General features: G+C 73.3%; 24 protein-coding genes. 9 read left to right on the top strand and 15 right to left on the bottom strand.

Going from position 1 to position 25,615, the window contains the following annotated elements:
* The first annotated feature begins 239 nt into the window (after nucleotides 1–239).
* Genes ACTMS9_RS05035 through ACTMS9_RS05025 form a run of 3 tightly spaced genes read left to right on the top strand, consistent with a single transcriptional unit; the run spans nucleotide 240 to nucleotide 3,780 of the window.
* Nucleotides 240–1,586, top strand: coding sequence for an aspartate aminotransferase family protein (locus tag ACTMS9_RS05035; protein WP_441164227.1), 1,347 nt, complete (start codon nucleotides 240–242; stop codon nucleotides 1,584–1,586).
* On the top strand, nucleotides 1,571–2,404 hold the full coding sequence (locus ACTMS9_RS05030) for a pyridoxamine 5'-phosphate oxidase family protein (protein ID WP_441164226.1): 834 nt from the start codon (nucleotides 1,571–1,573) through the stop codon (nucleotides 2,402–2,404). Before ACTMS9_RS05035 ends, ACTMS9_RS05030 begins: the two co-directional genes overlap by 16 nt.
* Nucleotides 2,404–3,780 (top strand): NAD(P)/FAD-dependent oxidoreductase, encoded by a 1,377-nt coding sequence (locus ACTMS9_RS05025; protein ID WP_441164225.1) that lies wholly within the window; start codon nucleotides 2,404–2,406, stop codon nucleotides 3,778–3,780. The genes ACTMS9_RS05030 and ACTMS9_RS05025 overlap by 1 nt, the downstream gene beginning before the upstream one ends.
* A gap of 133 nt (nucleotides 3,781–3,913) precedes the next feature.
* On the opposite strand, the gene ACTMS9_RS05020 is transcribed toward ACTMS9_RS05025, so the two are convergent.
* On the bottom strand, nucleotides 3,914–4,282 hold the full coding sequence (locus tag ACTMS9_RS05020; protein ID WP_179803193.1) for a DUF3499 domain-containing protein: 369 nt from the start codon (nucleotides 4,280–4,282) through the stop codon (nucleotides 3,914–3,916).
* A gap of 154 nt (nucleotides 4,283–4,436) precedes the next feature.
* Between ACTMS9_RS05020 and ACTMS9_RS05015 the strand changes: the two genes are divergently transcribed.
* Nucleotides 4,437–4,886: a metallopeptidase family protein gene (locus ACTMS9_RS05015; protein ID WP_088963879.1), complete on the top strand. Its 450-nt coding sequence runs from the start codon at nucleotides 4,437–4,439 to the stop codon at nucleotides 4,884–4,886.
* An 81-nt stretch (nucleotides 4,887–4,967) separates the two neighbouring features.
* On the opposite strand, the gene ACTMS9_RS05010 is transcribed toward ACTMS9_RS05015, so the two are convergent.
* The 6 genes from ACTMS9_RS05010 to ACTMS9_RS04985 form a co-directional block, all read right to left on the bottom strand.
* Nucleotides 4,968–5,225, bottom strand: coding sequence for a WhiB family transcriptional regulator (locus tag ACTMS9_RS05010; protein WP_088980572.1), 258 nt, complete (start codon nucleotides 5,223–5,225; stop codon nucleotides 4,968–4,970).
* 471 nt (nucleotides 5,226–5,696) lie between these two features.
* Entirely contained in the window at nucleotides 5,697–6,041 is a 345-nt protein-coding gene (locus ACTMS9_RS05005; RefSeq protein ID WP_441164224.1) for a phospholipase, read from the bottom strand.
* Between the two features lie 16 nt (nucleotides 6,042–6,057).
* Nucleotides 6,058–7,455, bottom strand: a complete 1,398-nt coding sequence (locus ACTMS9_RS05000) for a DUF4331 domain-containing protein (protein ID WP_441147099.1) — start codon at nucleotides 7,453–7,455, stop codon at nucleotides 6,058–6,060.
* A gap of 105 nt (nucleotides 7,456–7,560) precedes the next feature.
* Complete coding sequence (locus ACTMS9_RS04995; protein WP_088963882.1) at nucleotides 7,561–7,842, bottom strand: hypothetical protein; 282 nt, start codon at nucleotides 7,840–7,842, stop codon at nucleotides 7,561–7,563.
* A gap of 126 nt (nucleotides 7,843–7,968) precedes the next feature.
* Entirely contained in the window at nucleotides 7,969–10,476 is a 2,508-nt protein-coding gene (locus tag ACTMS9_RS04990; protein WP_441164223.1) for a bifunctional FO biosynthesis protein CofGH, read from the bottom strand.
* Nucleotides 10,477–10,696: 220 nt separating this feature from the next.
* On the bottom strand, nucleotides 10,697–11,644 hold the full coding sequence (locus ACTMS9_RS04985; protein ID WP_441164222.1) for a hypothetical protein: 948 nt from the start codon (nucleotides 11,642–11,644) through the stop codon (nucleotides 10,697–10,699).
* Nucleotides 11,645–11,741: 97 nt separating this feature from the next.
* On the opposite strand from ACTMS9_RS04985, the gene cofD reads away from it, so the two are divergent.
* A complete protein-coding gene (gene cofD, locus ACTMS9_RS04980; RefSeq protein WP_441147105.1) occupies nucleotides 11,742–12,689 on the top strand; it encodes a 2-phospho-L-lactate transferase in 948 nt (315 codons plus the stop codon).
* Nucleotides 12,686–13,774, top strand: coding sequence for a coenzyme F420-0:L-glutamate ligase (locus tag ACTMS9_RS04975; RefSeq protein WP_441164221.1), 1,089 nt, complete (start codon nucleotides 12,686–12,688; stop codon nucleotides 13,772–13,774). Before cofD ends, ACTMS9_RS04975 begins: the two co-directional genes overlap by 4 nt.
* 12 nt (nucleotides 13,775–13,786) lie before the next feature.
* On the opposite strand, the gene ACTMS9_RS04970 is transcribed toward ACTMS9_RS04975, so the two are convergent.
* Together ACTMS9_RS04970 and ACTMS9_RS04965 are read right to left on the bottom strand one after the other, a co-directional pair.
* Nucleotides 13,787–14,791 (bottom strand): ArsR/SmtB family transcription factor, encoded by a 1,005-nt coding sequence (locus ACTMS9_RS04970; protein ID WP_441147109.1) that lies wholly within the window; start codon nucleotides 14,789–14,791, stop codon nucleotides 13,787–13,789.
* A gap of 277 nt (nucleotides 14,792–15,068) precedes the next feature.
* Complete coding sequence (locus ACTMS9_RS04965) at nucleotides 15,069–16,109, bottom strand: hypothetical protein (RefSeq protein ID WP_441164220.1); 1,041 nt, start codon at nucleotides 16,107–16,109, stop codon at nucleotides 15,069–15,071.
* Between the two features lie 39 nt (nucleotides 16,110–16,148).
* Here ACTMS9_RS04965 and ACTMS9_RS04960 point away from each other — a divergent pair, with 39 nt between their 5' ends.
* Nucleotides 16,149–16,754, top strand: coding sequence for an NUDIX hydrolase (locus ACTMS9_RS04960; protein WP_441147113.1), 606 nt, complete (start codon nucleotides 16,149–16,151; stop codon nucleotides 16,752–16,754).
* A gap of 24 nt (nucleotides 16,755–16,778) precedes the next feature.
* Here ACTMS9_RS04960 and ACTMS9_RS04955 read toward each other — a convergent pair whose 3' ends face one another.
* The gene (locus ACTMS9_RS04955) at nucleotides 16,779–17,870 is read right to left on the bottom strand and encodes a mannose-1-phosphate guanylyltransferase (protein ID WP_441164219.1); all 1,092 of its coding nucleotides are present in this window, start codon (nucleotides 17,868–17,870) and stop codon (nucleotides 16,779–16,781) included.
* Between the two features lie 63 nt (nucleotides 17,871–17,933).
* Entirely contained in the window at nucleotides 17,934–19,079 is a 1,146-nt protein-coding gene (locus ACTMS9_RS04950) for a glycosyltransferase family 4 protein (RefSeq protein ID WP_441147117.1), read from the bottom strand.
* Between the two features lie 151 nt (nucleotides 19,080–19,230).
* Here ACTMS9_RS04950 and ACTMS9_RS04945 point away from each other — a divergent pair, with 151 nt between their 5' ends.
* Nucleotides 19,231–19,920: a TIGR03089 family protein gene (locus ACTMS9_RS04945; RefSeq protein WP_441164218.1), complete on the top strand. Its 690-nt coding sequence runs from the start codon at nucleotides 19,231–19,233 to the stop codon at nucleotides 19,918–19,920.
* A gap of 44 nt (nucleotides 19,921–19,964) precedes the next feature.
* Here ACTMS9_RS04945 and ACTMS9_RS04940 read toward each other — a convergent pair whose 3' ends face one another.
* Both ACTMS9_RS04940 and ACTMS9_RS04935 read right to left on the bottom strand, forming a co-directional pair.
* Nucleotides 19,965–21,956 carry an acetoacetate--CoA ligase gene (locus ACTMS9_RS04940; protein WP_441147121.1) on the bottom strand — a complete coding sequence of 664 codons (1,992 nt, stop codon included), beginning with the start codon at nucleotides 21,954–21,956 and terminating at the stop codon, nucleotides 19,965–19,967.
* A 172-nt stretch (nucleotides 21,957–22,128) separates the two neighbouring features.
* A complete protein-coding gene (locus tag ACTMS9_RS04935) occupies nucleotides 22,129–22,647 on the bottom strand; it encodes an acyl-CoA thioesterase (protein ID WP_441147123.1) in 519 nt (172 codons plus the stop codon).
* 23 nt (nucleotides 22,648–22,670) lie between these two features.
* On the opposite strand from ACTMS9_RS04935, the gene ACTMS9_RS04930 reads away from it, so the two are divergent.
* A complete protein-coding gene (locus ACTMS9_RS04930) occupies nucleotides 22,671–23,336 on the top strand; it encodes a hypothetical protein (protein ID WP_441164217.1) in 666 nt (221 codons plus the stop codon).
* 336 nt (nucleotides 23,337–23,672) lie between these two features.
* Here the strand turns inward: ACTMS9_RS04930 and ACTMS9_RS04925 are convergent, their stop codons facing one another.
* Entirely contained in the window at nucleotides 23,673–24,119 is a 447-nt protein-coding gene (locus ACTMS9_RS04925; protein ID WP_441164216.1) for an HIT family protein, read from the bottom strand.
* 130 nt (nucleotides 24,120–24,249) lie between these two features.
* Nucleotides 24,250–25,413 (bottom strand): acyl-CoA dehydrogenase family protein, encoded by a 1,164-nt coding sequence (locus ACTMS9_RS04920; RefSeq protein WP_334569540.1) that lies wholly within the window; start codon nucleotides 25,411–25,413, stop codon nucleotides 24,250–24,252.
* Between the last annotated feature and the right edge of the window lie 202 nt (nucleotides 25,414–25,615).

Below are 25,615 nucleotides of genomic sequence, written 5' to 3'. Positions count from 1 at the left end.
GCCGCGACACGCCGCAAACGGAGTGGACCTTGAGGCTGCCCGTCCTTGCGCGGGGCCGACCCGGCCCGGTCTGGCTGTACGGAATCCGTAGCGCCAGCCACGGACGGTCGCAGATTTCGTTGCTTCCACGACGATTGACTGCCGATCCCACTTGCCTCGGGCCGTCGGACTGTGCGATAACCGTGGGCAGAGCGGCCGGCGTCACCCCTTGGACCGGCCCGAGACGCTATGGGGCTGACATGGCCAACGCCACCGACCACCTCTGGATGCACTTCACCCGGATGGCCAGCTACTCCGCCGGCGAGGTGCCGACCATCGTCCGCGGCGAGGGCGCGTACGTCTGGGACTCCCAAGGCCGCCGGTACCTGGACGGACTCGCCGGGCTCTTCGTCGTCAACGCCGGCCACGGGCGTACCGAGCTGGCCGAGGCGGCCGCCAAGCAGGCCGGCGAGCTGGCCTACTTCCCGCTCTGGTCGTACGCCCACCCGAAGGCCGTCGAGCTGGCGGAGAAGATCGCCTCGCTCACCCCGGGCGACCTGAACCGGGTCTTCTTCACCACCGGCGGCTCCGAGGCCGTCGAGGCGGCGTGGAAGCTGGCCCGGGCGTACTTCAAGCGCACCGGCCAGCCGAACAAGCACAAGGTGGTAAGCCGGTACATCGCCTACCACGGCACCTCGATGGGCGCGCTGTCGATCACCGGCCTGCCCGGCATCAAGAGCGACTTCGAGCCGCTGGTGCCCGGCGGCATCAAGGTGCCGAACACCAACTTCTACCGCGCCCCGGAGCACGGCGACTCGCCCGAGGCGTTCGGCCGCTGGGCCGCCGAGGAGATCCGCCGCGCCATCGAGCGCGAGGGGCCGGACACTGTCGCCGCGGTCTTCCTGGAGCCGGTGCAGAACTCCGGCGGCTGTTTCCCGCCGCCGCCCGGCTACTTCGAGCGGGTCCGGGAGATCTGCGACGCGTACGACGTGCTGCTCGTCTCCGACGAGGTGATCTGCTCCTGGGGCCGGCTCGGCGAATACTTCGGCGCGGTCCGCTACGGCTACCAGCCCGACATCATCACCACCGCCAAGGGCATCACCTCCGGCTACGCCCCGCTCGGCGCGATGATCGCCAGCGAGCGGCTGATGGAGCCGTTCCTCACCGAGACGGGGATGTTCGCCCACGGGGTGACCTTCGGCGGCCACCCGGTCTCCTGCGCGGTGGCCCTGGCCAACCTGGAGGTCTTCGCCCGCGAGGACCTCATCGGCCACGTCCGGGCCAACGAGGGCGCCTTCCGGTCCACCCTGGAGAAGCTGCACGACCTGCCGATCGTCGGCGACGTCCGGGGCGACGGCTACTTCTACGGCATCGAGCTGGTCAAGGACAAGGCGACCCGGGAGACCTTCGACGAGGCCGAGTCGGAGCGGCTGCTGCGCGGCTTCCTCTCCACCGCGCTCTTCCAGGCCGGGCTCTACTGCCGCGCCGACGACCGGGGCGACCCGGTGATCCAGCTCGCCCCGCCGCTGATCGCCGACCAGCAGCAGTTCGACGAGATCGAGCAGATCCTGCGCGCCGTGCTGACCGAGGCATGGAACCGGCTCTGAGCGGCAGGCTCGGGCCGGGCGGGGCCGGTTCCCGGGACACCGGGGGCCGGCCCCGCACCGCACCGGCCACCGCCGACACCGGGAGCCGGACCGCGAGCACCCAGGCGGCCGCACCGGCCACCGCCGACACCGGGAGCCGGACCGCGAGCACCCAGGCGGCCGCACCGGCCGGCGGCGGGACCGGGGGCGGCGCGGCCGTCGGCGGCACCGACCGCACCCGGGTACGCCGGCTGCCCGAGCTCGCCGTCCACGACCGGGCCACCCTGCACGCCGTCCTCGACGCCGGCCGGGTCGGTCACCTGGCCATCACCGACGGGCGTCAGCCGTACGCGCTGCCGGTGGGCTACGCCCGCGACTGCGAGCGGGTGCTGCTGCACGGCTCGACCGGCAGCCGACTGTTCCGGCACCTCGCGGCGGGCGCGCCGGCCTGCCTGACGGTGACCCTGCTCGACGGTCTCGTGCTGGCCCGCAGCGCCTTCGCCTCCTCGATGAACTACCGGTGCGCGATGGTGCTCGGCGAGCTGAGTGTGGTCGACGGCGACGACCGGCTGGCCGCCCTGGAACGCATCTCCGAGCAGCTGCTGCCCGGCCGCTGGGCGGCGATCCGGCCGCCGTCGGCGAAGGAGCTGGCCGCCACGCTGGTGCTCGCCCTGCGGCTGGACGAGTGCTCGGTGAAGGTCAGCGCCGGCCCGCCCGACGACCCCGACGACGACCTCGACCGGCCGGTCTGGGCCGGGGTGGTGCCGGTGGTGGAGACGCTCGGCAGCCCGCAGCCCGACCCGCGGCTGCGCCACGACCTGCCCCCACCGGAGTGGTGATGCGTTACCAGGAGCTGTCCCACTGGCTGTCCACGGTGGACGAGCCGCTGGACCCGCGCCCGTCGCTGCCCGGCGACGCCGACGCCGACGTGGTGATCGTCGGCGCCGGCTACACCGGGCTGTGGACGGCGTACCACCTCGCGACCGCCGACCCGTCGCTGCGGATCACCGTGCTGGAGGCCGAGATCGCCGGGTACGGCGCCTCGGGGCGCAACGGCGGCTGGTGCTCCGCACTGTTCCCCACCTCGCTGCCCGCGCTGGCCCGCCGGCACGGCCGGGACCGGGCGCTGGCCATGCAGCGGGCCATGCAGCAGACCGTGCGCGAGGTCGGCCGGGTGGTCGCCGCCGAGGGCATCGACTGCGACTGGCACCAGGGCGGGACGGTGGTGCTGGCCCGGTCGCAGGCCCAGCTCGGCCGGGCCCGGGCCGAGGTGGCCACGGCCCGCGCGCACGGTCTCGACCCCGACGACCTGGTGCTGCTCGACGCCACCGAGGCGTCCGCCCGGTGCGCCGCCGAGGGGGTGCTCGGCGCGACGTACACCCCGCACTGCGCGGTGGTGCACCCGGCGAAGCTGGTCCGTGGGCTGGCCCGGGCGGTCGAGCGCCACGGGGTACGCCTGCACGAACGCACCCCGGTCACCGCGATCCGATCCGGCGCCGCGGTCACCCCGTACGGCACGGTCCGGGCGCCCGTGGTGGTCCGGGCCACCGAGGGGTACACGCCGGGGCTGCCCGGGCAGCGGCGCGCCATCGCCCCGGTCTACTCGCTGATGGTGGCCACCGAGCCGCTGCCCGCGCAGACCTGGGACCGGATCGGGCTGGCCGAGCGGGAGACCTTCTCCGACCACCGGCACGTCATCATCTACGGCCAGCGCACCGCCGACGACCGGTTGGCCTTCGGCGGGCGGGGCGCGCCCTACCACTTCGGCTCCCGGGTCTCCCCCGCGTACGACCGGGAGCCGGCGGTCTTCCGCGCGCTGCGCCGGGTGCTGGGCGAACTCTTCCCCGTGCTCGGCCCCGAGGTGCCGGTCACCCACACCTGGGGCGGCCCGCTCGGGGTCGCCCGGGACTGGTCCGCCTCGGTGGGGCTGGACCGCGCGACGGGTCTCGGCTGGGCGGGCGGCTACGTCGGCGACGGGGTCGGCACCAGCAACCTGGCCGGCCGTACCCTCGCCGACCTGATCCGCGGCGTGAACAGCGACCTGACGACGCTCCCCTGGGTCAACCACCGCTCCCCCAAGTGGGAACCGGAGCCCCTGCGCTGGCTGGCCGTCAACGCCGGCCTACGCCTGATGTTCTCCGCCGACCGCGCCGAGCACCGCAAGGCCCGCCCCTCCCGCCGCGCCGCCACCTTCTCCCGCCTCCTCGGCCACTGACCCCACCGGCCTCCCACCCCGCTACATCCCGTTGATCATGAGGTTATTGCCGCCCGCCTCGGCGTGTCGTGGCGACAACTTCATGATCAACGGATGATGAGGGCCCGGGGCCGGGGTGGGCAGGGGGGGTGGGTTAGTGGTTGGGGGGGATTACGCGGAGGTGGCCTCGGCGGCCGGTGTGGGGGGAGGGGTGGGCGGTCTGGTCGTCCTCGGGGGGGCGGGGGGTCACGGGGCGGGCGGCCTCGCGGACGGCCTCGGCCAGGGCCACCAGGTCGTCGGTGGTGGGCGGCGGCGGCTCGAACTCGCCCTCGTGCCGGACCACGTCCCAGCCCCGGGGAGCGGTCAGGCTCCGGGCGTGCGGCTCACAGAGGTCGTACGTGTGCGGCTCGGCGAAGGCCGCCAACGGGCCCACCACCGCGGTCGACTCGTTGTAGACATAGGTCAATGTGGCGACCGCTTGCCGGGGGCAGCCGTTACGGGAGCAGCGCCGTGGTGACCTCACGGCGGCAGGGTATCCCCATTACCGGGTCCGGCGCACCGGTTCGCGTTGCGACACGCCCGTCACGGTGATCACAATTCGCACCCGCCCGACCCCGCCGCGCCAGGAGTGCGGCGCTGCCGCAGGCCAGGCCGGCCCGGGAGCTACCCTGTGCCTCATGACGAGCCCGGAACACCGCCGCCCCGGCTCCGGCCGGCGCACCCACCGCGACCGCCACGGTCGTGGCCTGCGGGGGCGGCTGGTGCCGGCGACCGTCCCGCTGGCCCGCACCAAGGCCGAGGTCTTCGACGACTTGGTGCTGGACACCGTCGAGACGCTGGAGCGCCGCTTTGCCAAGGAGCTGGCCGGCGTCGAGTTCGCCGTCGAGGACGTCCCGCCGGACCTGAACGTCTACGACTCGGACGTGCTCGAGGACGGCGAGGTGCCGCTGGCCCGGCTGCTGCCGGGGCGCCCCGGCCGGCAGGAGGTGCCGCCCCGCATCGTGCTCTACCGCCGGCCGCTGGAGTTCCGCGCGATGGACCGCGAGGACCTGGCCGACCTGGTGCACGACGTGATCATCGAGCAGGTGGCGAACCTGCTCGGGGTCGACCCGGACGAGCTGGCCTGACCCCCTCGGTCGGGCCGCCCCCGCGGCACCGACCCGGGCGTGAGCCGGGCGGCCCCCACCGCCCCGGCCCCACACGTCAGCTCAGGCGACCCGCCGCTTGAGCTTGCGCCGCTCCCGCTCGGAGAGCCCGCCCCAGATCCCGAACCGCTCGTCGTGACCGAGAGCGTATTCGAGGCATTCCGTCTTGACCTCGCACCGCGAGCAGATCCGCTTCGCCTCGCGGGTCGAGCCGCCCTTCTCGGGAAAGAACGCTTCCGGATCGGTCTGCGAGCAGAGCGCCCGCTCCTGCCACTCCGGCGCGTTTCCGAGCAGGTCGGCCACCTCAAGCTGGCCGTCCATCAAATGCCTCCTTGTCGCGCACCGGCGTCATCGCCGCTGCAACCCCCCACGCGAAAGGCGTGCTTGTCCGTACGGTCCCCATTTGTTGCGTTCCGTGCGAACAACCCCATTCAAATTACACGCGTGTAATGCGTGCGCCGTCAAGCTGAACTTGATAATGGAGTCGCCCTCCCGACACCGTTCGAGCGACCACTTCGGTCGCCCGCCTCGCAACCTGCCCTATCGATTCAGACCCCGGCCGAGTAACGCCCTCTCCGGCGAGTTGCCCGAGATTTCTGCCGTGGCGTGCCCATCGTGGACGCCGCCGGGGGTACGCCGGCAGAGGCTCCGGTGGACCAGCCATCAAGATCGAGTTCTTGGTGGGGCACAGGTTAACGCGGTTCGGCCACAGCCGCCCGTCGAGCGGGAAATGCCGACAGCGCCCCGTCCACGATGTGGACGGGGCGCGACGGTTCGGACGCGGAGCGGTGATCAGCCCACCCCCGGTGGAGCGCTGCTCGGCCAGACGAACTCGGCGATGGTGCCGCCGGTGACGGAGATCGCGCCAGCGGGCGTCCGCTCGTCCCACCAGACGGTATAAAGACCGGCCGGCAGGTCCGGGTACACGGCACTGTGGAACACCCCGTCCCGGACGACCCGCTCCCGCACGGCCGAATGGGTACGCGGCCCGTCGGGCCGGTCGGCCCGGCTGATCTCGATTTCCCGCCCGTGCAGCCGACGGCCGGTGTGGACGATCAGCGCGCCGGTGTCCGCGCCCAGGTCGAGCAGGACGCTGCCGCTCTCCGTCGGTCCGTACCGGTGGTCGTGCCCGTGCATGACGTCCTCCCTCCGCTCAGGACTTCGCCACCGGCGGGTTGTTGAACCCGTCGTACGGCGTGCCGAGGAAGGGGAAGCCGGCCAGGAAGGGCGCGGTCACGTCGGCGGCGCTCAGCCCCGGGGTGACCGCGCCGGCCGCCGCGTCGGGGGTGAAGGCCTTGTCCACCAGCGGCACGGTGACCCCGGCGATGGCCCGTAGCGCGATGCTCACCACGTCGTCGCCGACCCGCCGGCCGTTGGGGAAGCCAGCCAGGTCACCACCGAGCACGCCGAACCGGTCCGGCTTGGCGGTCGGCTTGATCGCGGTGTTCAGCCGCAGCATGTCGGCCTGCACGTCGCCGGTGTTGTTGGTGAAGCCGTCGATCAGCCCGGCCGGGATGCCGGTGAGCAGGATCGCCGCCAGGTCCGCCCGGGGCTTCTTGGCCTTGTTCAGCGCGTCCAGCTTCGGGAAGACGCCCGGATAGAGGGCCGGCAGCAGGGCGGCCAGCTCCGGCTGCTCGACGAAGCGGGCGAACCGCTTGTCCTCCGATGGCGGCAGGGTGTTCCACAGGTCCTTCTTGGACATCGGCACGATGACCTCGTTGAACAATGGGTTGCCCAGCCGTGACACCTGGGTCCACGGGCCGGTGGCGGTGTCCGCGGCGGCCCGATCACCGAGCACCCGCACCTGCTGCCGCGCGGCCGACGTCCACACGCCGATCACCGAGGCGCGGTCGGCCTGGCCGTACCGGTTGGCCTTGCGGCGCACCTTGCTCAGCGGCACCTGCACCGCGATGCTGTGCACGTTCATCCGGTCCACGGCGTTGACCGGCTCGCCCTCAGCCTTGAAGAGCTTCTTGCCGGCGACGTGCAACTGCTGGAACGGCCGCAGCGTACCCAGGTCGAAGATGGCGCCGAGGTCGACGAAGAAGCCGTCCGCGCGCTGCCCGGCGAAGACCCGCTCCCCGGTGGAGAGGCTGTAGGTCGCCTGGCGGGCCAGCTGGGCGTAGTTCGGGGTGGAGAGCGGCCCGACGTTGCACGGCGGGCAGGGCAGCTTGTTTGCGAGCACGTGCTCCCGGCCGTCGGCCACCCGGGTCAGCTTGTAGAACTGGCGCCGATTCCAGTTCTCGCTGTCCAGCGACTCGATCGGGCCGGTGTTGTAGAGAAAGCTGTTCGGATTCGTGATCTCGGTGCTGAATTCGAACCGGTAGGTCACGTCGGGACGGCCGTCACCGTCGTTGTCGATGTGAATCTCGTACCGCACGTCGTCGCCGAACTCGAAGAAGTTCGGTCCGCCGGAGGGGAGCTGCAACGGCACGTAGTTGGCGATCAGCGTGACCGAGTCGGGCCGGTCGGGGCTGACGAACGCGTACAGGTCGGAGCTGTCGGCGACCGGATCCTTGCTTATCTCCGGTGCTTCGCGATGGGAGGACATGGCGGACCAACCTTTGCGGGATCAGGAGTGAGGTGAGGGTGGCCGGGCGCCGAGAGCCCGCGCCGGGCCGTGCGGGGAGGGCGGGGCGCGCGGTACGCCCGCGGGTCAGCGCCGCCCGGCGGCGCGCCGCAACCGGTCCGCCAGCCCGCGGTCGCGTACCTCGATCCGGGACGTGCCGACGAAGACGTCCATCGTCCCGGTGGCGGCGTCGCGCAGGTGGACCACGATCGGGTCGTCCTTCGCGCCGGCGGCCGAGGGGGCGTTCTGCGCGGCCGACAGGCCCGGCACGGTGAGGGCGGCGGCGCCCAGCGTGGCGCTCGCCGCGGCGGTCAACGTCTGCCGGCGGGTCAGTCGCGGCCAGGGCCGCTTCCGCTCGTCACTCGTCATGGGGAACCTTTCCTCCGGCGGCGCGTACGCGCCCGCGATGGCTCGCGAGGGGCTGCCGACGGCGGCCCTCGCCTCAACCGCCGCCGGCGACCAGTGGTACGGCCGGTGCCGGGGAAAGGTTCGACGCTACGCGGGGTGGTGACCGTACGCGGTCGTCCGCTTGCGCGCCGGTCGACCGGCGGCCGCCGCGATGGCCCGCAACTGCTCCTCGGTACGCGCCGAACCGTTGCCGGAGCCGGCCATCCGGGAGATCGTCTCCTCCATCAGCGTGCCGCCCAGGTCGTTGCAGCCGCCCTGGAGCATCGCCACCGTGCCGGCGTCGCCCAGCTTCACCCAGGAGCACTGGATGTTGTCGATCCGGCCGTGCAGCAGCAGCCGGGCCATCGCGTGCACCGCCCGGTTCTCCCGCCAGGTGGGCCCCGGCCGGGCGATGCCGGCGAGGTAGATCGGCGCGTTGGTGTGCACGAACGGCAGCGCCACGAACTCGGTGAACCCGCCGGTGCGGTCCTGCACCCCGGCCAGCACCCGGAAGTGCGCCAACCACTGCCCGGGGTGGTCCACGTGGCCGTACATCATCGTGGAGCTGGACCGGATGCCCAGCTCGTGGGCCGTGCTGACCACGTCGACCCAGGCGGCGGCCGGCAGCTTGCCCTTGGTGAGCACCCAGCGCACGTCGTCGTCGAGGATCTCCGCGGCGGTGCCCGGGATGGTGTCCAGCCCGGCCTCGCGCAGCCGGGTCAGCCACTCCCGCACCGGCACGCCGGCCTTCGCGGCGGCGGTGACGATCTCCATCGGGGAGAAGGCGTGCACGTGCATCCCCGGCACCCGTGCCTTGATCGCCCGGACCAGGTCGGCGTAGCCGGTCACCGGCATCTTCGGGTCGATCCCGCCCTGGAGGCAGACCTCGGTGGCCCCGGCCGCCCAGGCCTCCTCGGCCCGGTCGGCGACCTGCTCCACCGAGAGCCGGAACGCGTCGGCGTCCCGTTCCCGCTGGGCGAAGGCGCAGAACCGGCAGCCCACGTAGCAGACGTTGCTGAAGTTGATGTTGCGGTTGACCACGTAGGTGACATCGTCGCCGACGGTGTCGCGCCGGACGTCGTCGGCGAGCCGGGACAGCTCGTCCAGCGCCGGGCCGTCCGCGCCGAAGAGGGCCAGCGCCGCATCGGCGTGCCGGGGCTCCAGCAGCGCCGCCGGATCGTCGGCGGCCAGCCGCAGCCCCGCCCGTACGTCGGCGTCACCGCCGGGGGCAGCCCCCGTGGTCACCTTGCCGGCGACCTCCGACCAGTCGCCGTAGACGCTGTCGAAGTCGCCCCGCCGGTCCCCGGTACGGCCGGTGGTGTCGATGGTGACGTGCAGATCGGTCCGCCCGCCGTACGTCTCGTCGGGCTCCTGCCACGGCCGGCCCACCGGCCGGACGGACTCGACGGCGAGCCCCGTCCCCGGGTCGGCCAACGCGCCGACGTGCGGCAGCAGCCGGTGGTCGAGCCAGGGGTCACCGGCCCGGACGTACTCGGGGTAGACGGTCAGCCGCTCGCGCAGGGTGAAGCCGGACTTCTCGGTGTGCCGGGCCAGCTCGTCGAGCTGCGGCCAGGGCCGCTCCGGGTTGACGTGGTCCGGGGTCAGCGGCGACACCCCGCCCCAGTCGTCGATGCCGGCGCGCAGCAGCAGGTCGTACTCGCCCTCGATCAGGTTGGGCGGGGCCTGGATCCGGGCCCTGGGGCCGAGCAGCAGCCGGGCCACCGCCACCGTGGCGGCCAGGTCGTGCAGCTCGGCGTCGGGCATGCCGCGCATCGCCGTGTCCGGCTTGGCGCGGAAGTTCTGCACGATCACCTCTTGGAGGTGGCCGTACTCCCGCATGGCGCGGCGGATCGCGAAGATCGCGTCGACCCGCTCGGCCGGGGTCTCGCCGATGCCGATCAGGATGCCGGTGGTGAACGGCACCCCGACCCGGCCGGCGTCGTCGAGCACCCGCAGCCGCACCGCGGGTTCCTTGTCGGGCGAGCCGAAGTGCGGACCACCCGGCTCGGACCAGAGCCGGGTCGCGGTGGTCTCCAGCATCATCCCCATGCTCGGCGCGACCGGCTTGAGCCGTTGCAGCTCCGACCAGGACAGCACGCCCGGGTTGAGGTGGGGCAGCAGGCCGGTCTCCTCCAGCACCGCCACCGCGCAGGCGCGCAGGTAGTCCAGGGTGGAGTCGTAGCCGCGCTCGTCCAACCACTCGCGGGCCGCCGGCCAGCGCTCCTCCGGCCGGTCACCGAGGGTGAACAGGGCCTCCTTGCAACCCAGCGCCGCGCCCTGCCGGGCGATCGCCAGCACCTCGTCCTGCTCCAGGAAGGCGGCCGGCAGCCGGTGCGGCACCGTGGCGAAGGTGCAGTAGTGGCAGCGGTCCCGGCAGAGCCGGGTCAGCGGGATGAAAACCTTCTTCGAGTACGTCACCACGCCCGGCCGGCCGGCGTCGCGCAGCCCGGCGTCGCGGATCTCCCCGGCGACGCGGAGCAGTTCGTCCAGTTCGGCCCCCCGGGCCGCCAGCAGCGCGGTCGCCTCCGCGACGTCCAGCGCGCGGCCGGTGGCCGCCCGGCGCAGCGCGCGCTGCACGCTCGCCTCGGTCGGGACGGGATCGGTGCGGTCAGCCATCCGCTCAGCCTATGCGCTGGCTCGGACGGCCGGACGGGCACGGAAGACGGTGTGAGATCAACCCGTGCCGCGCCGGTCGGTTGCCGGCGGATACGTCCCGGGCGCAGCACGTCGAGCGTGATACCTCAGAGTCATCTTGATGCCGCTGAGGTATCACGCTCATCGCGGTGGTGCTTCGCTGAGCCGACCCGCCCCGACGACAGCGGACGGGCGGCTCGACTCAACGTGGGGAGTTCGGGTCGTCCCGGTGGAAACGCTGGGTCCGGTCGACGTCCTCGCCACCGGGCGGCACGGCCGGCCCGCCCACCTCGCCGGGCTGGCGCGGGATGGTCTGGGTGGGGTCGGCCGACGGCGGCTGGCCGAACGGCGGAGCGGTGTTCGGGCCGGCGAACGGCGGCGCCGACTGCGGCGTGCCGAACGGCGGCGCCGACTGCGGAGCGGCGCCGAACGGCGGGGCCGAGGACGGGCCCGGCTGGCCGTACTGGCCGTACTGGCCGGCGGCCGGGTAACCGGCGGACGGGTAACCGGCGGACGGCTGACCGGCGGGCGGGAAGCCGGTGCCGGGGTGGCCGCCGGGCTGGCCCGGGGGCGGGTAACCGGCGGAGGGGTAGCCGCCCTGGCCGGACTGCTGCGGCCAACCGGGCTGCGGCTGGCCGTACACGCCGGGCTGCGGCTTGGGGCGCGGGACGTGGTAGAACGCCCGCCAGACCCGGTACACGACGAACGCGGCGAGGGCGAAGAGCGCGAACCAGGCGGCCCGGGTCAGCAGGCCGAGCAGGGCGTCCAGCACCTCCGCGTCGGCCAGCCGGTTGACCAGCCAGATCAGGAAGGTCAGCATGCCGAAGAGCGCGCCGAAGGCGTACTCGCCGACCGCGACCTGGGTGATCTGCTTCGCCCGCGGCAGGACCGGCGAGACGTGCGTGGCGAGCAGGACGGCCAGCAGCGGCAGGACGGTCGCCTCGATACCGACGAACGAGAAGAAGGTGCTGCCGGCCCGGTTCGAGAAGGTGCTGTACTCCGAGGCCGGCGCGAGCAGCCGGATCAGTCCGACGAAGAGCAGCACGGCGTTCGCGCCGAGCAGCACGAGCGCGGCGAGTTCGCGCAGTGGACCGGTGAGCTGGCGGGCCTGCGTCGCGTCTTTCGGCGCCGGCTCGGCGGGGCTGGTCACGAGTTCTCCCTCGGGCGAAACGGACAGATGCCGACGTGAGCCTAGTCTCCCGGGCCACCGACGGACCGCAGGCGTCGCGTACGCCAGGATGGACGTCATGCGCATTGTGGTTTTGACCGGCGGGATCGGGGGCGCTCGGTTCCTGCTCGGCGTCCGGGCGTACGCCCGCGAGGTGGGCGCCGAGGTGACCGCCGTGGTCAACGTCGGCGACGACCTGCTCCTGCACGGGCTCAAGGTCTGCCCCGACCTGGACAGCGTCATGTACACCCTGGGCGGCGGGGCCGACCCGGAACGCGGCTGGGGACGGGTCGGCGAGACCTGGACGGTCAAGGCGGAGCTGGCCGCGTACGGCGCGGAGCCGACCTGGTTCGGGCTCGGCGACAAGGACATCGCCACCCACCTGGTGCGGACCACCATGCTCAACGCCGGGTACCCGCTCTCCGCGGTGACCGAGGCGCTGGCCAGCCGCTGGCAGCCCGGCGTACGCCTGCTGCCGGCGACCGACGACCGGCTGGAGACCCACGTGGTGGTCGACGGCGAGGAGGGGCAGCGGGCGATCCACTTCCAGGAGTGGTGGGTGCGCTACCGGGCGGACATCCCCACCCACCGGTTCGTCTTCGTCGGCGCGGAGAGCGCCAAGCCGGCGCCGGGGGTGCTGGAGGCGATCGCCGGCGCGGACGCCGTGCTGGTCGCGCCGAGCAACCCGGTGGTGAGCGTCGCCCCGGTGCTCGCCGTGCCGGGGCTGCGCGACGCGGTCGCCCAGGGTCCGGCCCGGGTGGTCGGGGTCTCCCCGATCATCGGCGGCGCTCCGGTGCGCGGGATGGCCGACCGGTGCCTGTCGGTGCTGGGTGTGGAGTGCAGCGCCGCCGGGGTGGGCCGGCTCTACGGCGGGCGGAGCGAGGGCGGCCTGCTCGACGGCTGGCTGGTCGCGCCGGAGGACGAGGGCACCTCGGTGCCGGGGGTGGCGGTCCGGTCCGCGCCGCTGCGGATGACCGACGAGGCGGCGACCGCGCAGATGGTGCGGGCCGCGTTGGAGCTGGTGTGAGACTGGAGATCCTGCCGGTGCTGGGCATCGGCGACGTGACCGAGGGCGACGACCTGGCCGCGCTGATCGCGACCGCCGCGCCGTGGCTGCGCGACGGGGACGTGCTGGTGGTCACCAGCAAGATCGTCTCGAAGGCGGAGGGTCGGCTGGTCGATGTACCGGCGGACGGGCCGGAACGGCTCGCCGCGCGCGACGAGGTGCTGGCCGCCGAGACCGCCCGGGTGGTGGCGACCCGTGGCGCGACCCGGATCGTCCAGACCCACCACGGCTTCGTGATGGCCTCCGCCGGGATCGACGCCTCCAACGTCGACAAGACCCGGCTGGTGCTGCTGCCCAAGGACCCGGACGCCTCGGCCCGGGCGCTGCGCGCCGCCCTGGCCGAGCGGTACGGCGTCGACGTGGCGGTGATCGTCAGTGACACCATGGGTCGGCCCTGGCGCAACGGGCTCACCGACGTGGCGCTCGGGGTGGCCGGCATGTCCGCCATCCGCGACCACCGGGGCGAGGTCGACCCGTACGGCAACGAGTTGCAGCTGACCCAGATGGCCGTGGTGGACGAGCTGGCCGGCGCCGGCGAATTGATCAAGGGTAAGTGCGACCAGGTTCCGGTCGCGGTGGTGCGCGGCTACCTGGGCGCCGGCCGCACCGACGACGGGGCGGGCGCGAGCGTCCTGGTCCGGGACTCGACGATGGACCTCTTCTCCCTCGGCACCGCCGAGGCGCGGGCGGCCGGCCTCCGGTCCGCCGCGACCCTCGCCGACGGCACCGGTCCGACGCCGGCCGACCCGGAGGCGGTCCGGCGGGCCGTCGCCGCGGTCGCCGACGTGGTCGCGCCCGGCACCGCCTTCACCCACGTCACCGACGAGGAGGTACGCGCCGGCCTGGTCGCCACCGTCCCGGGCTGGCCGGCGGGGGCCAGCGGGCTGATCCTCGGCGCGGCACCCACCCCGGTCGACCGGCCGGACCTGGTGCGCTTCGGCGCGGACCTGCAACGGCTGCGCACCGCGCTGGCCGCCGAGGGGGTGCCCTCGGCGCTGCTGCCGCCCCCGGCGGGCAGCACTGCCAGCGCCTGCCTGGCGATCTGACGCCGGGCCGGGTCAGGCCTCCAGCATGGCCCGGCCCAGCGGGGTCAGGGTGTGCAGCACCGTGTTGCGGTCCCGCTGGCTGACCAGCAGCCCGGCGTTGCGCAGCACGGTGGTGTGCTGGCTGGCGGCGGCCGGCGAGATGTGCAGCCGCCGGGCCACCTCGCCGGTGGTGCAGCCGTCGTCGCTGACCTCCAGCACCGCGGCCCGGGTCCGGCCGAGCAGCGCGGCGAGCGCCTCCCGCCCGGGCCCCTCGCGGTTCGGGCCGGCGCCCTCGCCGGGCGCCGGGACCAGACCGCCCAGCCGGTCCACCGGATAGACGAGCACCGGGGGCAGCGCCGGGTCGAGCAGGGCCACCGGGGTACGCGCGCAGAAGAACGAGGGCACCAGCAGCAGCCCGCGCCCGTCCAGGTGCAGCTCCCGGCTGTCCGGGTAGTCCAGCACCTCCAACCGCCCGGAGTCCCAGCGCATGGTGGGGCGCAGGCTGGCCAGCAGCCCCTCCGCCCCGCCGTCGAGCAGGGCACGGGCGCGCCGGTTACGGTCGGCCTCCACCGCCGCCTGGATCCGCCCCCAGTACGGCTCGAGCGCCACCGACCGGTACTGCGTCATCGAGTCGGTGAGCAGTTGCAGCACCTCCGGCTCGCCGCGCGCCAGCGCGGCGGCGGAGGAGGGCAGCGAGTTCGCCCCCGCCAGCACGGTCAGGTCCCGGTTCAGCAGGTCGATCGGGGTGGCCCGGACCGCGTCCAGCCCCGCCTCGAACCCCGCCACGCTCTGGTACGGGGTGAGGAAGTCGGGGAAGTAGCCGCGCGGCGGGTTCAGCGCGAAGAGCAACCGGAGCTGGTGGGAGGTGACGTCGCGGCGCAGCTCGCGGGCGACGCCCCGGCGCCAGTGCGCCATCAGCGGGTCCCGGGTACGGCCCTGCAGCAGGTGCAGACTCAGCACCAGCTCCCAGATCGGGTCGGCCGCGGGGGCCACCCTGGTCCGGAGAATGTCCTCCTGAGAGAAGTGGATCGTCAGCATGGAAGCGCTCCTGAGGGCGGACAGGGGGATTGCCCACCGACCCTCTGCACTCTACCCGCCCGGCACTTACCTCCACTTTTAAGCGTGAGCTGAAAAACCTCGACGCCCCCGACCGCCGGTTGGCATGCTCCTACTGCCCGGTGGGGCGTGCGAAGGGGTCCACCAGCCACCCGACCGGGACGCCTGGGGGCGGTGGGCGCGTCCGGGAGACACCACGAGGGTCTGCGGCCCTGGTCCGCAGAGGTGTCCCCCGGGCGCTCCGCGCCGAGCGGGCCGGTCAGCCGATCCAGAGCGCGACCCGGTGGTCCTCGTCGGTGACGTAGAAGCAGCTCCCGTCCAGCTCGGCCAGACCCTCCACGTGGTGGAAGGGCGCCAGGTCGGCCACCAGCTCCCCGGCGACCAGATGCTCCTCGGCCCCCGGCCGCCACCGGAAGCGGACGTGCCGGGAGGTCACCCCACCCCCCATCGGATGGTCGTCCAGCAGCACCGAGCCCTTGCCCAGCGCGTCGATCGAGCCGACCACCGCCGCGTAGCCGCCGTCGACGGTCGGGGCGATCGCGCGGAAGCCGACCAGCGCGCCCGGCGGCGTCACCCCGGTCAGCGCGTACGCCCGGCCGGCCACCGGCCAGTCGCCGTCCCCGGCGAACATTTCCGGCACCCCGGCCAGCTCGACCAGGATCGGCTCACCGGCGGCGGTCACCGGGAACCGGAGGCCGAGCAGCACGGTGCCGTCCGGGGTGAACGTCGCGGCCTCCACGTTCAGCGGCAGGTCGTCCTCGGCGAGCCGGCTCACCCAGCTCTTCGCCCGGGCCGTGCCCCGGGCCAGCGTCTCGACGATGAACCGGCGGCGGACCCGGTCGCCGGGCGGCAGCGGGGTGAAGGGCGCCTTCGCCAACGCGTCGTTGACCACCCGGTGCACCCGGAACCGGTTGCGCACCACCCGCACCGGCAGGGTCCCCGCCGCCGCGTCGTCCTCGCGGAACCGGGCCACGAACGCCCGGCGCGGGCGCAGCGGTCCGGCCTTCGAGCCGAAGTGCGAGCCGAAGACGTACACCCAGCCGTCGTGGTGGGCCAGCGCCTCGCCGTCCTCGGTGCGCCCGTTCTCGACGCCGGCGTCGGCCGGCACGTGCCGGGCGACCCACTCGCCGTCGGAGCGTTCCAGCAGCAGGGCCAGGCAGCGCTCCACCGGGCCCTCGTCCAGCACCGTCCAGAACCCGCGCCGGGCGCCGTGCGCGCGCAGCAACGCCGGGGAACGGACCGGCAGCAGGTCACTGGCCTCGTTGCCGGCCACGACGAACTCGACGAGTCGCAGGGTCACCGGGCCAGGGTACGGAGCCGACGCTCGTAGAGTGTCGGGATGCCCGACGTCTCCACCCCGACCGACCCCGCCCGCCCCCCATCCCCGTCCGCCGGCGAGGCGGCGCTGCACGCCGACGCGGTGGCGCTGCTGAGCGGGTGGACGGCGACCAGCCCCGCCGCCGCCGAGGCGCGGGACCGCACCCTGGAGCTGCTGACCGCCGGGCCGGTGGCGCTGGGCCGCAGCCACCGACCCGGACACGTCACCGCCAGCGCGCTGGTGCTGGACGCCACCGGCGACCGGGTGCTGCTCTGCCTGCACGGCAAGTTCCGCCGGTGGGTGCAGCTCGGCGGGCACTGCGAGCCGGCCGACCGCACCCTCGCCGCGGCCGCGCTGCGCGAGGCGACCGAGGAGTCGGGGATCGGCGGCCTGACCGTCGACCCGGTGCCGATCGACGTGGACATCCACCCGGTCGCATGCCAGGGCGGCTCGCTGCACCACGACGTACGCTTCGCGGTCTTCGCCCCGCCCGGCGCGGTGGAACGGGTCAGCGACGAGTCCGAGGCGCTGGGCTGGTTCCCGCCGGACCGGCTGCCCGAGCCGCTGGCCGGCGGGACGATCCAGCTCGTCGCGCCGGCCCTGGCCGCGCTGCGCCGCCGCGCCTGAGGAGGCGACCGGCGGCGAGGCGGGTCAGATCAGGCCCTCCTCGCCCCGCTCCTTGAGCGCGTCGACCAGCACCTTGACGTCCTGGGCGCGGTCGCGCGGGCAGACCAGCACCGCGTCCGGGGTGTCCACCACGATCAGGTCCCGTACCCCGAGCGCGGCGACGAGCCGGCCGGACTGCGGCACCACCACCAGGTCGGCGCAGTCGTGCAGCAGCACGCCCGGCTTGGCGTCGGTGCCCAGCACCACGTTGCCCGCCGGGTCGGCGGGGAGCACGTCACCGAGGGTGTGGAAGTCGCCGACGTCGTTCCAGCCGAAGTCGCCGGGCACCGTCGCGACCCGACCGGCGGTCGCCGCGCCCTCCATCACCGCGTAGTCGACGGAGATCTTCGGCAGCGTCGGCCAGACGGTGCCCAGGATGTCGTCCTGCTCAGGGGTGCCCCAGGCGGCGGCGATGGCGCTCACCCCGGCGTGCAGGGCCGGCTGCTGGCGAGCCAGTTCGGCGAGGAAGACGTCCACCCGCCAGACGAACATGCTGGCGTTCCAGAGGTGCCGCCCCGAACGCAGGTACGCCTCGGCGACCGGCGCGGCCGGCTTCTCCTTGAACTCGGTGACCGGGCGCAGTAGATCGTCGCCGGTCGGCTCGCCGGTCTCCAGGTAGCCGTACCCGGTCTCGGCACGGGTCGGGGTGATACCCACCGTCATCAGCAGACCCCGCTCCGCGCCGCGTACCGCCGCGCGCACCGTCTCCACCCAGGCGTCGGCGTCCCGGATCAGGTGGTCGGCCGCGAAGGAGCCCATCACCGCCTCCGGGTCCCGCTGCGCGATCACCGCGGCGGCCAGCGCGATCGCCGCGCAGGAGTCCCGCGGCGAGGGCTCCACCAGGATGTTCTCCTCGGGCACCCCGGTGAGCTGCCGGGCCACCGCCGCCGCGTGCGCCGCGCCGGTGACGACCAGGATGTGCTCCGGTGTGGTCAGCGGCGCCAGCCGGTTGACGGTCGCCTGGAGCAGCGAGGCGCTGGTGCCGGTGAGCGGGTGGAGGAACTTGGGGTGCCCCGCGCGGGACAGCGGCCACAGTCTCGTGCCACTGCCTCCCGCCGGGATGACGGCGTAGAGCATCAGCACATCATGCCCGAACCGTTTCGGGGCGGACGCGGGGTCGTTCGCCGGGTCGTCGCACGCTCAGGCCCGGGCCCGGCTCCACGCCGCGATGTGCACCTCGGCGCTGGACCCCCAGGTGAACTCCTTGGCCCGGTCGAAACCGGCCTTGGCCAGGGAGAGCCGGCGCTGCTCGTCGTCGAGGAGGGCGGCCAGGTCGGTGGCGATCTGGTCCGGGTCCTCGCTGGTGTAGGCGACCGCGTCGCCACCCACCTCGGGCAGGGAGAGGCGCGGGGTGGTGAGCACCGGGGCCGCGCACGCCATCGCCTCCAGGATCGGCAGCCCGAACCCCTCGCCGTACGACGGGTAGGCGGCCACCAGCGCGCCGCCGAGGAAGCCGGGCAGGTCGGCGTAGCGCAGGTAGCCCGGGCGCAGCAGGCGCAGGTGCGACGGCACCTCGGCCACGGCGCGGTCGATGTCGTCGTCGTGCCCCTGGCCGCCGGCCACCACCAGGGCCGGCGGGTTGTCCCGGTCGCCCACCGCGCGGGCCCAGCCGCGGATCAGGTTGGGGACGTTCTTGCGCGGCTCCTTGGCGCCGAGGAAAGCGACGTAGCTGCTGTTGCCCAGCCCCAGCCGGGCCCGGACCCGGGCCTTCTCCTCCTCGCTGGGCGCGTGGAAGGCCGCGTGGTCGACGCCGTGGTAGGCGACGTCGATCCGGGTGGGATCGGCGTCGAGCAGCCGGATCAGCTCGTCCCGGGTGGCCTTGCTCGGCACGATCACCCGGTCGGCGCGGCGCAGCGAGGTCTTGATCGCGCTGCGGAAGAACGTCCGCCGGGACTTGTCGTAATGCTCCGGCTCGGTGAAGAAGGTCGCGTCGTGCACGGTCACGGTGACCGGACAACCGGCCCGCAGCGGGCAGGTGTAGAAGGGCGAGTGCAGCACCTCCGCGCCGACCTGCTGGGCGAGCAGCGGCAGGCCGGTCTGCTCCCAGGCGAGGCGGGCGGGCCGGTGCGCGACGGCCGCCGGGGCTCCGATGACCTCGGCGCCCGGCAGCATCCGGGTGTAGCGCTCCAGGTCGGTGCGGAGGCTGACCACGACCAGGTCCACCCCCGAACCGCACACGGTGCCGAGGGCGCCGAGGAGGCCGTCGACGTATCTACCGACGCCGCCACGGTCGGCGGGGACACTCGTGGCGTCGATGAGCACGCGGGGCGGGCGACCGGCGGTCACGGGGCGACTCCTTGAACTGGCGGGTCTGTGGGGAACAACACTCCGGGCAAGCCTACGCCGGAGCCCGGTCCGGACGCTGACTGCGACCCGACGGTACGCCGACTTGTCATCGTCATCGAGTACGGGTCCCGGCGGCGTATCGTTCGCGCCGATGGCCGAGAACATTGCCCGGGTCTTCGCCGACGCGATCGCGACCGACCCCGCCCGCCCCCTGCTGACCTGGTACGACGACGCCACCGGCGAACGCACCGAACTGTCCGGCGCGACCCTGGCGAACTGGGTGGCCAAGACCGCCAACCTGCTCGTCGACGAGCTCGCCCTCTCCCCCGGCGATGCCGCCGCGGTGCTGCTCCCGCCGCACTGGCAGACCGCCGCGGTGCTGCTGGGCTGCTGGTCGGCGGGGGTGACGGTGGCCGACACGCCGGGCGACGTGGACGTGCTCTTCGCCGCCGCCGACCGGGTCACCGAGGCGGCCGCCTGGTCGGCCGGGGACCGGTACGCCCTGGCGCTCGCCCCGTTCGCCGCCCCGCTGCGCGAGGTGCCGGCCGGTTTCGCCGACTACGTGGTCGAGGTACGCACCCACGGCGACCACTTCACGCCGTACTCGCAGGGTGGCCCGGGCGACGCGGCGCTGCTGGCCCCGGCGGCCGACCGCGCGACGGAGCTGTGCATCGCCCCCGGCGACCGCCTCCTGGTGGACGCCGCCCAGCACCCCGACCCGGTCGACTGGCTGCTCGCCCCGCTGGTGGGGGGCGCCAGCGTCGTCCTCTGCGGCAACCTCGACGCCACCCGGCTCGACGGCCGGGTGGCGTCCGAGAAGGTGACCCGGATCCTCGCCTGAGCCGGGCCCGCGCCCCGCGCCGGGCGGGCGCGGGGCGGGGCGGGTCAGGCGGGGGTGGGGGTGTCGTGGTCGCTGGCGCGGCGCTGGGCGAAGGTGGCGAAGGCGGTCAGCGACTCGGGGTTGGCCAGGGCGCCCTTGGCGGCGGCCGAGTCCACCGGGGTGCCGGTGAGGATCTTCTTGACCGGCACCTCCAGCTTCTTGGCCGACAGCGTGCGCGGCACGGCGCGGACCTGGTGGATCTCGTCCGGGACGTGCCGGGGAGACAGCGCGGTGCGCAGCTCCCGGCAGATCTTCCGGCGCAGCGCGTCGTCCAGCTCCAGCCCTTCGGCGAGGACCACGAAGAGCAGCAGCTCGCCCGCGCCGCCCTCGTCGTCCTCCAGGTGCACGACCACCGAGTCGACGACCTCGTCCAGCCCCTCGACCACCGAGTAGAACTCGGCGGTGCCGAGCCGGACGCCGCCCCGGTTCAGGGTGGCGTCCGAGCGACCGGTGATGACGCAGCCGCCCCGGTCGTTGATCGTGATCCAGTCGCCGTGCCGCCACACCCCGGGGTAGACCTCGAAGTACGCCTCCCGGTAGCGGCGGCCGTCCGGGTCGTTCCAGAAGCCCACCGGCATGCTCGGCATCGGCGCGGTGATCACCAGTTCGCCCAGCTCGCCGATGACCGGGGTGCCGTCGGCGGAGCGGGCCTCCACCCGCGCGCCGAGTGCCCGGCAGGTGATCTCACCGGCGTGCACCGGCAGCAGCGGCACCCCGCCGACGAACCCGGTGCAGACGTCCGTGCCGCCGGAGAGGGACTGGAGCTGGAGGCTCTCCCCGACCGTCTCGTACACCCAGGTGAAGCCCTCGGCGGGCAGCGGCGCGCCGGTCGAGCCGACCCCGCGCAGCGCGGCGAGGTCGGCGATCTCCCTGGGCACCAGGCCGGCCTTGCGGCAGGCCAGCAGGAACGGCGCCGAGGTGCCGAGGTACGTCGTCTGAGTCTCCTCGGCCAGCCGCCAGAGCGCACCGAGGTCGGGGTGGCCCGGGTTGCCGTCGAAGAGCACGATCGTCGCGCCCACCGCCGGGGCGGAGACCAGGAAGTTCCACATCATCCAGCCGGTGGTGGTGAACCAGAAGAACCGGTCGGCCGGGCCCAGGTCGTGGTGCAGGGCGAGCATCTTCAGGTGCTCCAGCAGGATGCCCCCGTGCCCGTGCACGATCGGCTTGGGCAGGCCGGTGGTGCCGGAGGAGTAGAGCACGTAGAGCGGGTGGTCGAACGGCACCGGGGTGAAGGTCAGCGGCTCGTCGGTCGCGGCGGCCAGCTCATCCCAGCCCAGCATGCCCTCCGACGGCGTGCCTGCCGGGTCGAGGTACGCGATGCCGACGGTGTGCTCCAGCGAGGGCAGGGCGGCCCGGATGGCGGCCACCTCGCCGCGCCGGTCGACCGGCTTGTCGCCGTACCGGTAGCCGTCCACGGCCACCAGCACCTTCGGCTCGATCTGCTGCCAGCGGTCGGTGACGCTGCGGGTGCCGAACTCGGGCGCGCAGGAGGAGAAGATCGCGCCGAGGCTGCTGGTGGCCAGCAGCAGCACGTACGTCTCCGGGATGTTCGGGGCGTACGCGGCCACCCGGTCCCCGGCGACCACGCCGAGCCGGCGCAGCCCGGCCGCCACCCGGCGGACCTGCTCGCGCAGCTGCGCGGCGGTCAGCGTGACCGGCGCGCGGGTCTGGCCGTGCGCGATCACCACCGGGTCGTCGTCCGCGCGGCCCGGCATCCGCAGCACGTTCTCGGCGTAGTTGAGCGTGGCTCCGGGGAACCAGCGGGTGCCCGGCATCGTCGGGTCGGTCAGGGTCGCCGTCGGCGGGGTGTGCGCGACGACCTCGAAGTGGTCCCAGACCGAGCTCCAGAACGCGGCCAGGTCCTCCACCGACCAGCGCCACAGCGAGTCGTAGTCGGCGAAGTCCAGCCCGCGGTGCTCACGCAGCCAGCGCAGGTAGTTCCCGATCCGCGACCGCTGGAGTACGTCCGCCGGCGGCGTCCACAGCACGTCACCCACTGCTCCACCCTCCCTCGGGCCCCGCACCACACTGTGAATGGGCCGTGGCGCCATCTTGCCTTACCTCGAAGCGTCATTCTCCGCACCCGGCCCCGGTGAGGGGGCGTGGCCGGCCCACACGCCCGACCGGCCACCTGTGTGGGTCGCACCGCGACGGGCCGGGCGGGACGCCTCAGCCGGCCCGGTGCGCCTGGATGGCCCGGCGCCTGGCCAGCCGGTGCGCCCGGCGGATCTCCGCCTCCCGGAACCGGCGCTCGTCCTCCAGGGTCTCCGGCAGCACCGGCCGGACCGCCCGGGGCGCGCCACCCACGTCGACACCGACGAAGACCAGGTACGCGGTGGCCACCCGGACCGGCTCGTCCTCGGCCGAGTCCCAGCGCTCGGCGACCACCCGGACGCCCACCTCCATCGAGGTCTGCCCGGTCCAGTTCACCTGGGCGTGCGCGTGCACCAGGTCGCCCACCCGGACCGCCTCGGAGAAGACGATCTCGTCGATGGCCGCGGTGACGGCGGTGCCCCCGCTGTGCCGCGCCGCGGCGGCCCCGGCCACGTCGTCGACGAACTTCATCAGCACCCCGCCGTGCACCGTCCCGTAGAGGTTGACGTCGACGGCGGTCATGATGCGGCTCAGCGTGACCCGGGAGTACGAGGTGGGCTTGCCCGCCGGGGCGGCGGAGGGGTGCTCGGTCATGGCGGAAACGGTACGGTGCGCGGATGCGACATCTCTGGAGCTTCCTCGCCGGGTTGGTGGTGGCGCCCATCACCTGGGTGCTGATCACTCTCGGGCAGGACGGGTCGGGTCGGACCGTGAACCGCTGGGTGGAGATCGGTACGTACAGCACGCCCAACCTGATCGAGCCGGCCGTCTACCTCGGCGTCGCCGGCATCCTGCTCGGTCTGCTCGGCACCCTGCGCATCTCGCCGCTCGGCCCCCTCGTCGCCGGGCTGCTGCTGGTCATCCCGTACGTCGGGATGTTCATCGCCCCGTTCACCGTGCTCGACAAGATTCCGGACGGCTGGAAGGTGCTCGGGGACCCGCTGCCGCTGGACCAGCCGGTGCGGAACGGCACGCTGTTCCTGATCGGCCTGCTGCTGCTGATGGCGACCTTCAGCGTCCAGCGGTGGCAACGGTGGCCGGCGGCGCCCTCGACCGGGGCGGAGCTGACCTCGGCCGACGACACACCGCCGGAGAACACCTTCACGCTCGGCGACTGGCCGCCGTCCGGGGCGCGGAGCGAGCAGGACACCGCCCCGCTCACCCTCGGCTACCCGGACGTGGGCACCCCCACCGAGCCGCTGCCCCGGCGCAGCGGCACGGAGTCGCCGTGGACCGCGCCGCCCCGCTACGGGTCCGCGAGCGACAGCACCGACAACCGTTGACGGCTGCGGGCGGGCCGGAGAACCGGCCCGCCCGCCCGACGGGTCGTCGTCAGCCCTTCAGGATCGTCGTCAGCCCTTGAGGAGCTGACGGGCCATCACGATGCGCTGCACCTGGTTGGTGCCCTCGTAGATCTGGGTGAACAACGAGCGCACAGCCGCTGAGCTGGGAAAACTCGCTGAACTGCCCCACAGAAATCGGGTCACGGCGAGTGAGGGCGCGTCGCAGCAACGACTAGCAGCGTCCAATGCTGCGCGATGGAACGTCGAATGGCCTCATCGGCTGCCACCGGAAGACCGGGTAGGGCATACGGGGGTGGTGCCTGCGCCGATGACTGATCACTTACGGACTCGGGCCGAAGCTCGTCTGGCGAAGTGCTGGCCGAACTTCGCCGTGAGCTGCAAACGTTCACTCAGAGGCACCTCGGTGGACTTGGCACTGTTGAAGTCATCGCCGACGTACCGCGGAACGATGTGCCAGTGCAGGTGGAAGATGTCTTGAGCGGGAGGCCCAAGGTTAAGCCGCACCGTCGTCCCGCTCGCGCCGAACGCCGCCTTCACCGCCTGTGTCGTCACCTGGAGCGCGGCCAGCATGGGGACCGCCTTCTCGGGAGGCACGTCAGCGATGCCGCCGAAGTGACCGGCCGGAACGAGCAGCATGTGACCTCGGTTGTTCGGCCGCTGGTGAAGTGCGGGGAAGACAACGAACTCGTTGTTGACGGCAAGGCAGACGCCGGGATCGGTAACGCCGGCCGTCACCGAGCAAAACACGCACGACAGATTCAAGATCGCATCTCCCGGATTCGAGCCCCACGCTTCATGGCCCATCCTCCCCGATGGCGGGTGCGACCTACGCTGCGTGGCCGGGCCGGTCGGCCCGGCCACACCTGCTCTGAGCTGCGAAAACAGCCCCGAATCAGCCCTTCAGAAGCTGCCGGGCCATGACGATGCGCTGCACCTGGTTCGTTCCTTCATAGATCTGGGTGATCTTGGCGTCCCGCATCATCCGCTCGACCGGGTAGTCGCGGGTGTAGCCGTAGCCGCCGAGCAGCTGCACCGCGTCGGTGGTGATCTCCATGGCGGCGTCGGAGGCGAAGCACTTGGCCGCCGCGCCGAAGTAGGTCAGGTCGGCGTCGCCGCGCTCGGACTTGCCGGCGGCGGCGTAGGTCAGCTGCCGGGCCGCCTCCAGCTTCATGCCCATGTCGGCGAGCATGAACTGGATGCCCTGGAACTCCGCGATCGCCTTGCCGAACTGCTTGCGCTCGGCCACGTACCCCTTGGCGTAGTCGAGCGCGCCCTGGGCGATGCCGACGGCCTGCGCGGCGATGGTGACCCGGGTGTGGTCCAGGGTCTGCATCGCGGTGGCGAAGCCGGTGCCCTCGGCGCCGATCATGCGGTCGGCCGGGATCCGGACGTTGTCCAGGTAGACCTCGCGGGTCGGGGAGCCCTTGATGCCGAGCTTCTTCTCCGGCGCGCCGAAGCTGACCCCGGCGTCGGCCTTCTCGACCACGAAGGCGGAGATGCCCCGGGAGCGGGCTGTGGGATCGGTCACAGCGAAGACGGTGTAGTACTCCGACACGCCCGCGTTGGTGATCCACCGCTTCACGCCGTTGAGCACCCAGTGGTCGCCGTCGCGCACCGCCCGGGTGGTCATCGACGCGGCGTCGCTGCCCGCCTCCGGCTCGGAGAGGCAGTACGAGAACATCGCGTCGCCCGAGGCGACCCGGGTCAGGTACTTCTGCTTCAGCTCCTCGGAGCCGGCCAGGATCAGCGGCATGGTGCCGAGCTTGTTCACCGCCGGGATCAGCGAGGACGAGCCGCAGGCCCGCGCCACCTCCTCGATCACGATGGCCGTGGCCAGCGCGTCCGCGCCGGCGCCGCCGTACTCGACGGGGATGTGCGGGGCGTGGAAGTCCGCGGCCCGCAGGGCGTCGTAGGACGCCTTGGGGAACTCACCGGTCTCGTCCGCCTCGGCGGCGTTGGGGGCCACCTTCGCGGCACAGACCTCACGGACCGCCTCCCGGATCGCCTCGTGCTCCTCCGGCAACCGGTAGACGTCGAACGACTGCTCTGCGGCCATGTCGGCCCTCCCCTTTCACCGCTATCATGCGCAGTCTGTGGCGTTTTGCAGGTCCGCCGACTGCCGCAGACTGAAGGATAGCCACCAGGTCCGGCCGGACCTTACCGGCGGGTAGGCTCGCGCACGACCAGCGTCGACTCGGCACAACTATCCTCACACCAGACGACAAAGTTCCCTCGGCGCCGGCCATGGCGCCCCAGCC

It is taken from the genome of Micromonospora sp. L31 (assembly GCF_052068075.1).
In the GTDB taxonomy this organism is placed as follows: Bacteria; Actinomycetota; Actinomycetes; order Mycobacteriales; family Micromonosporaceae; genus Micromonospora; species Micromonospora purpureochromogenes.
This window is presented reverse-complemented; position numbering and strand designations above follow the sequence as displayed.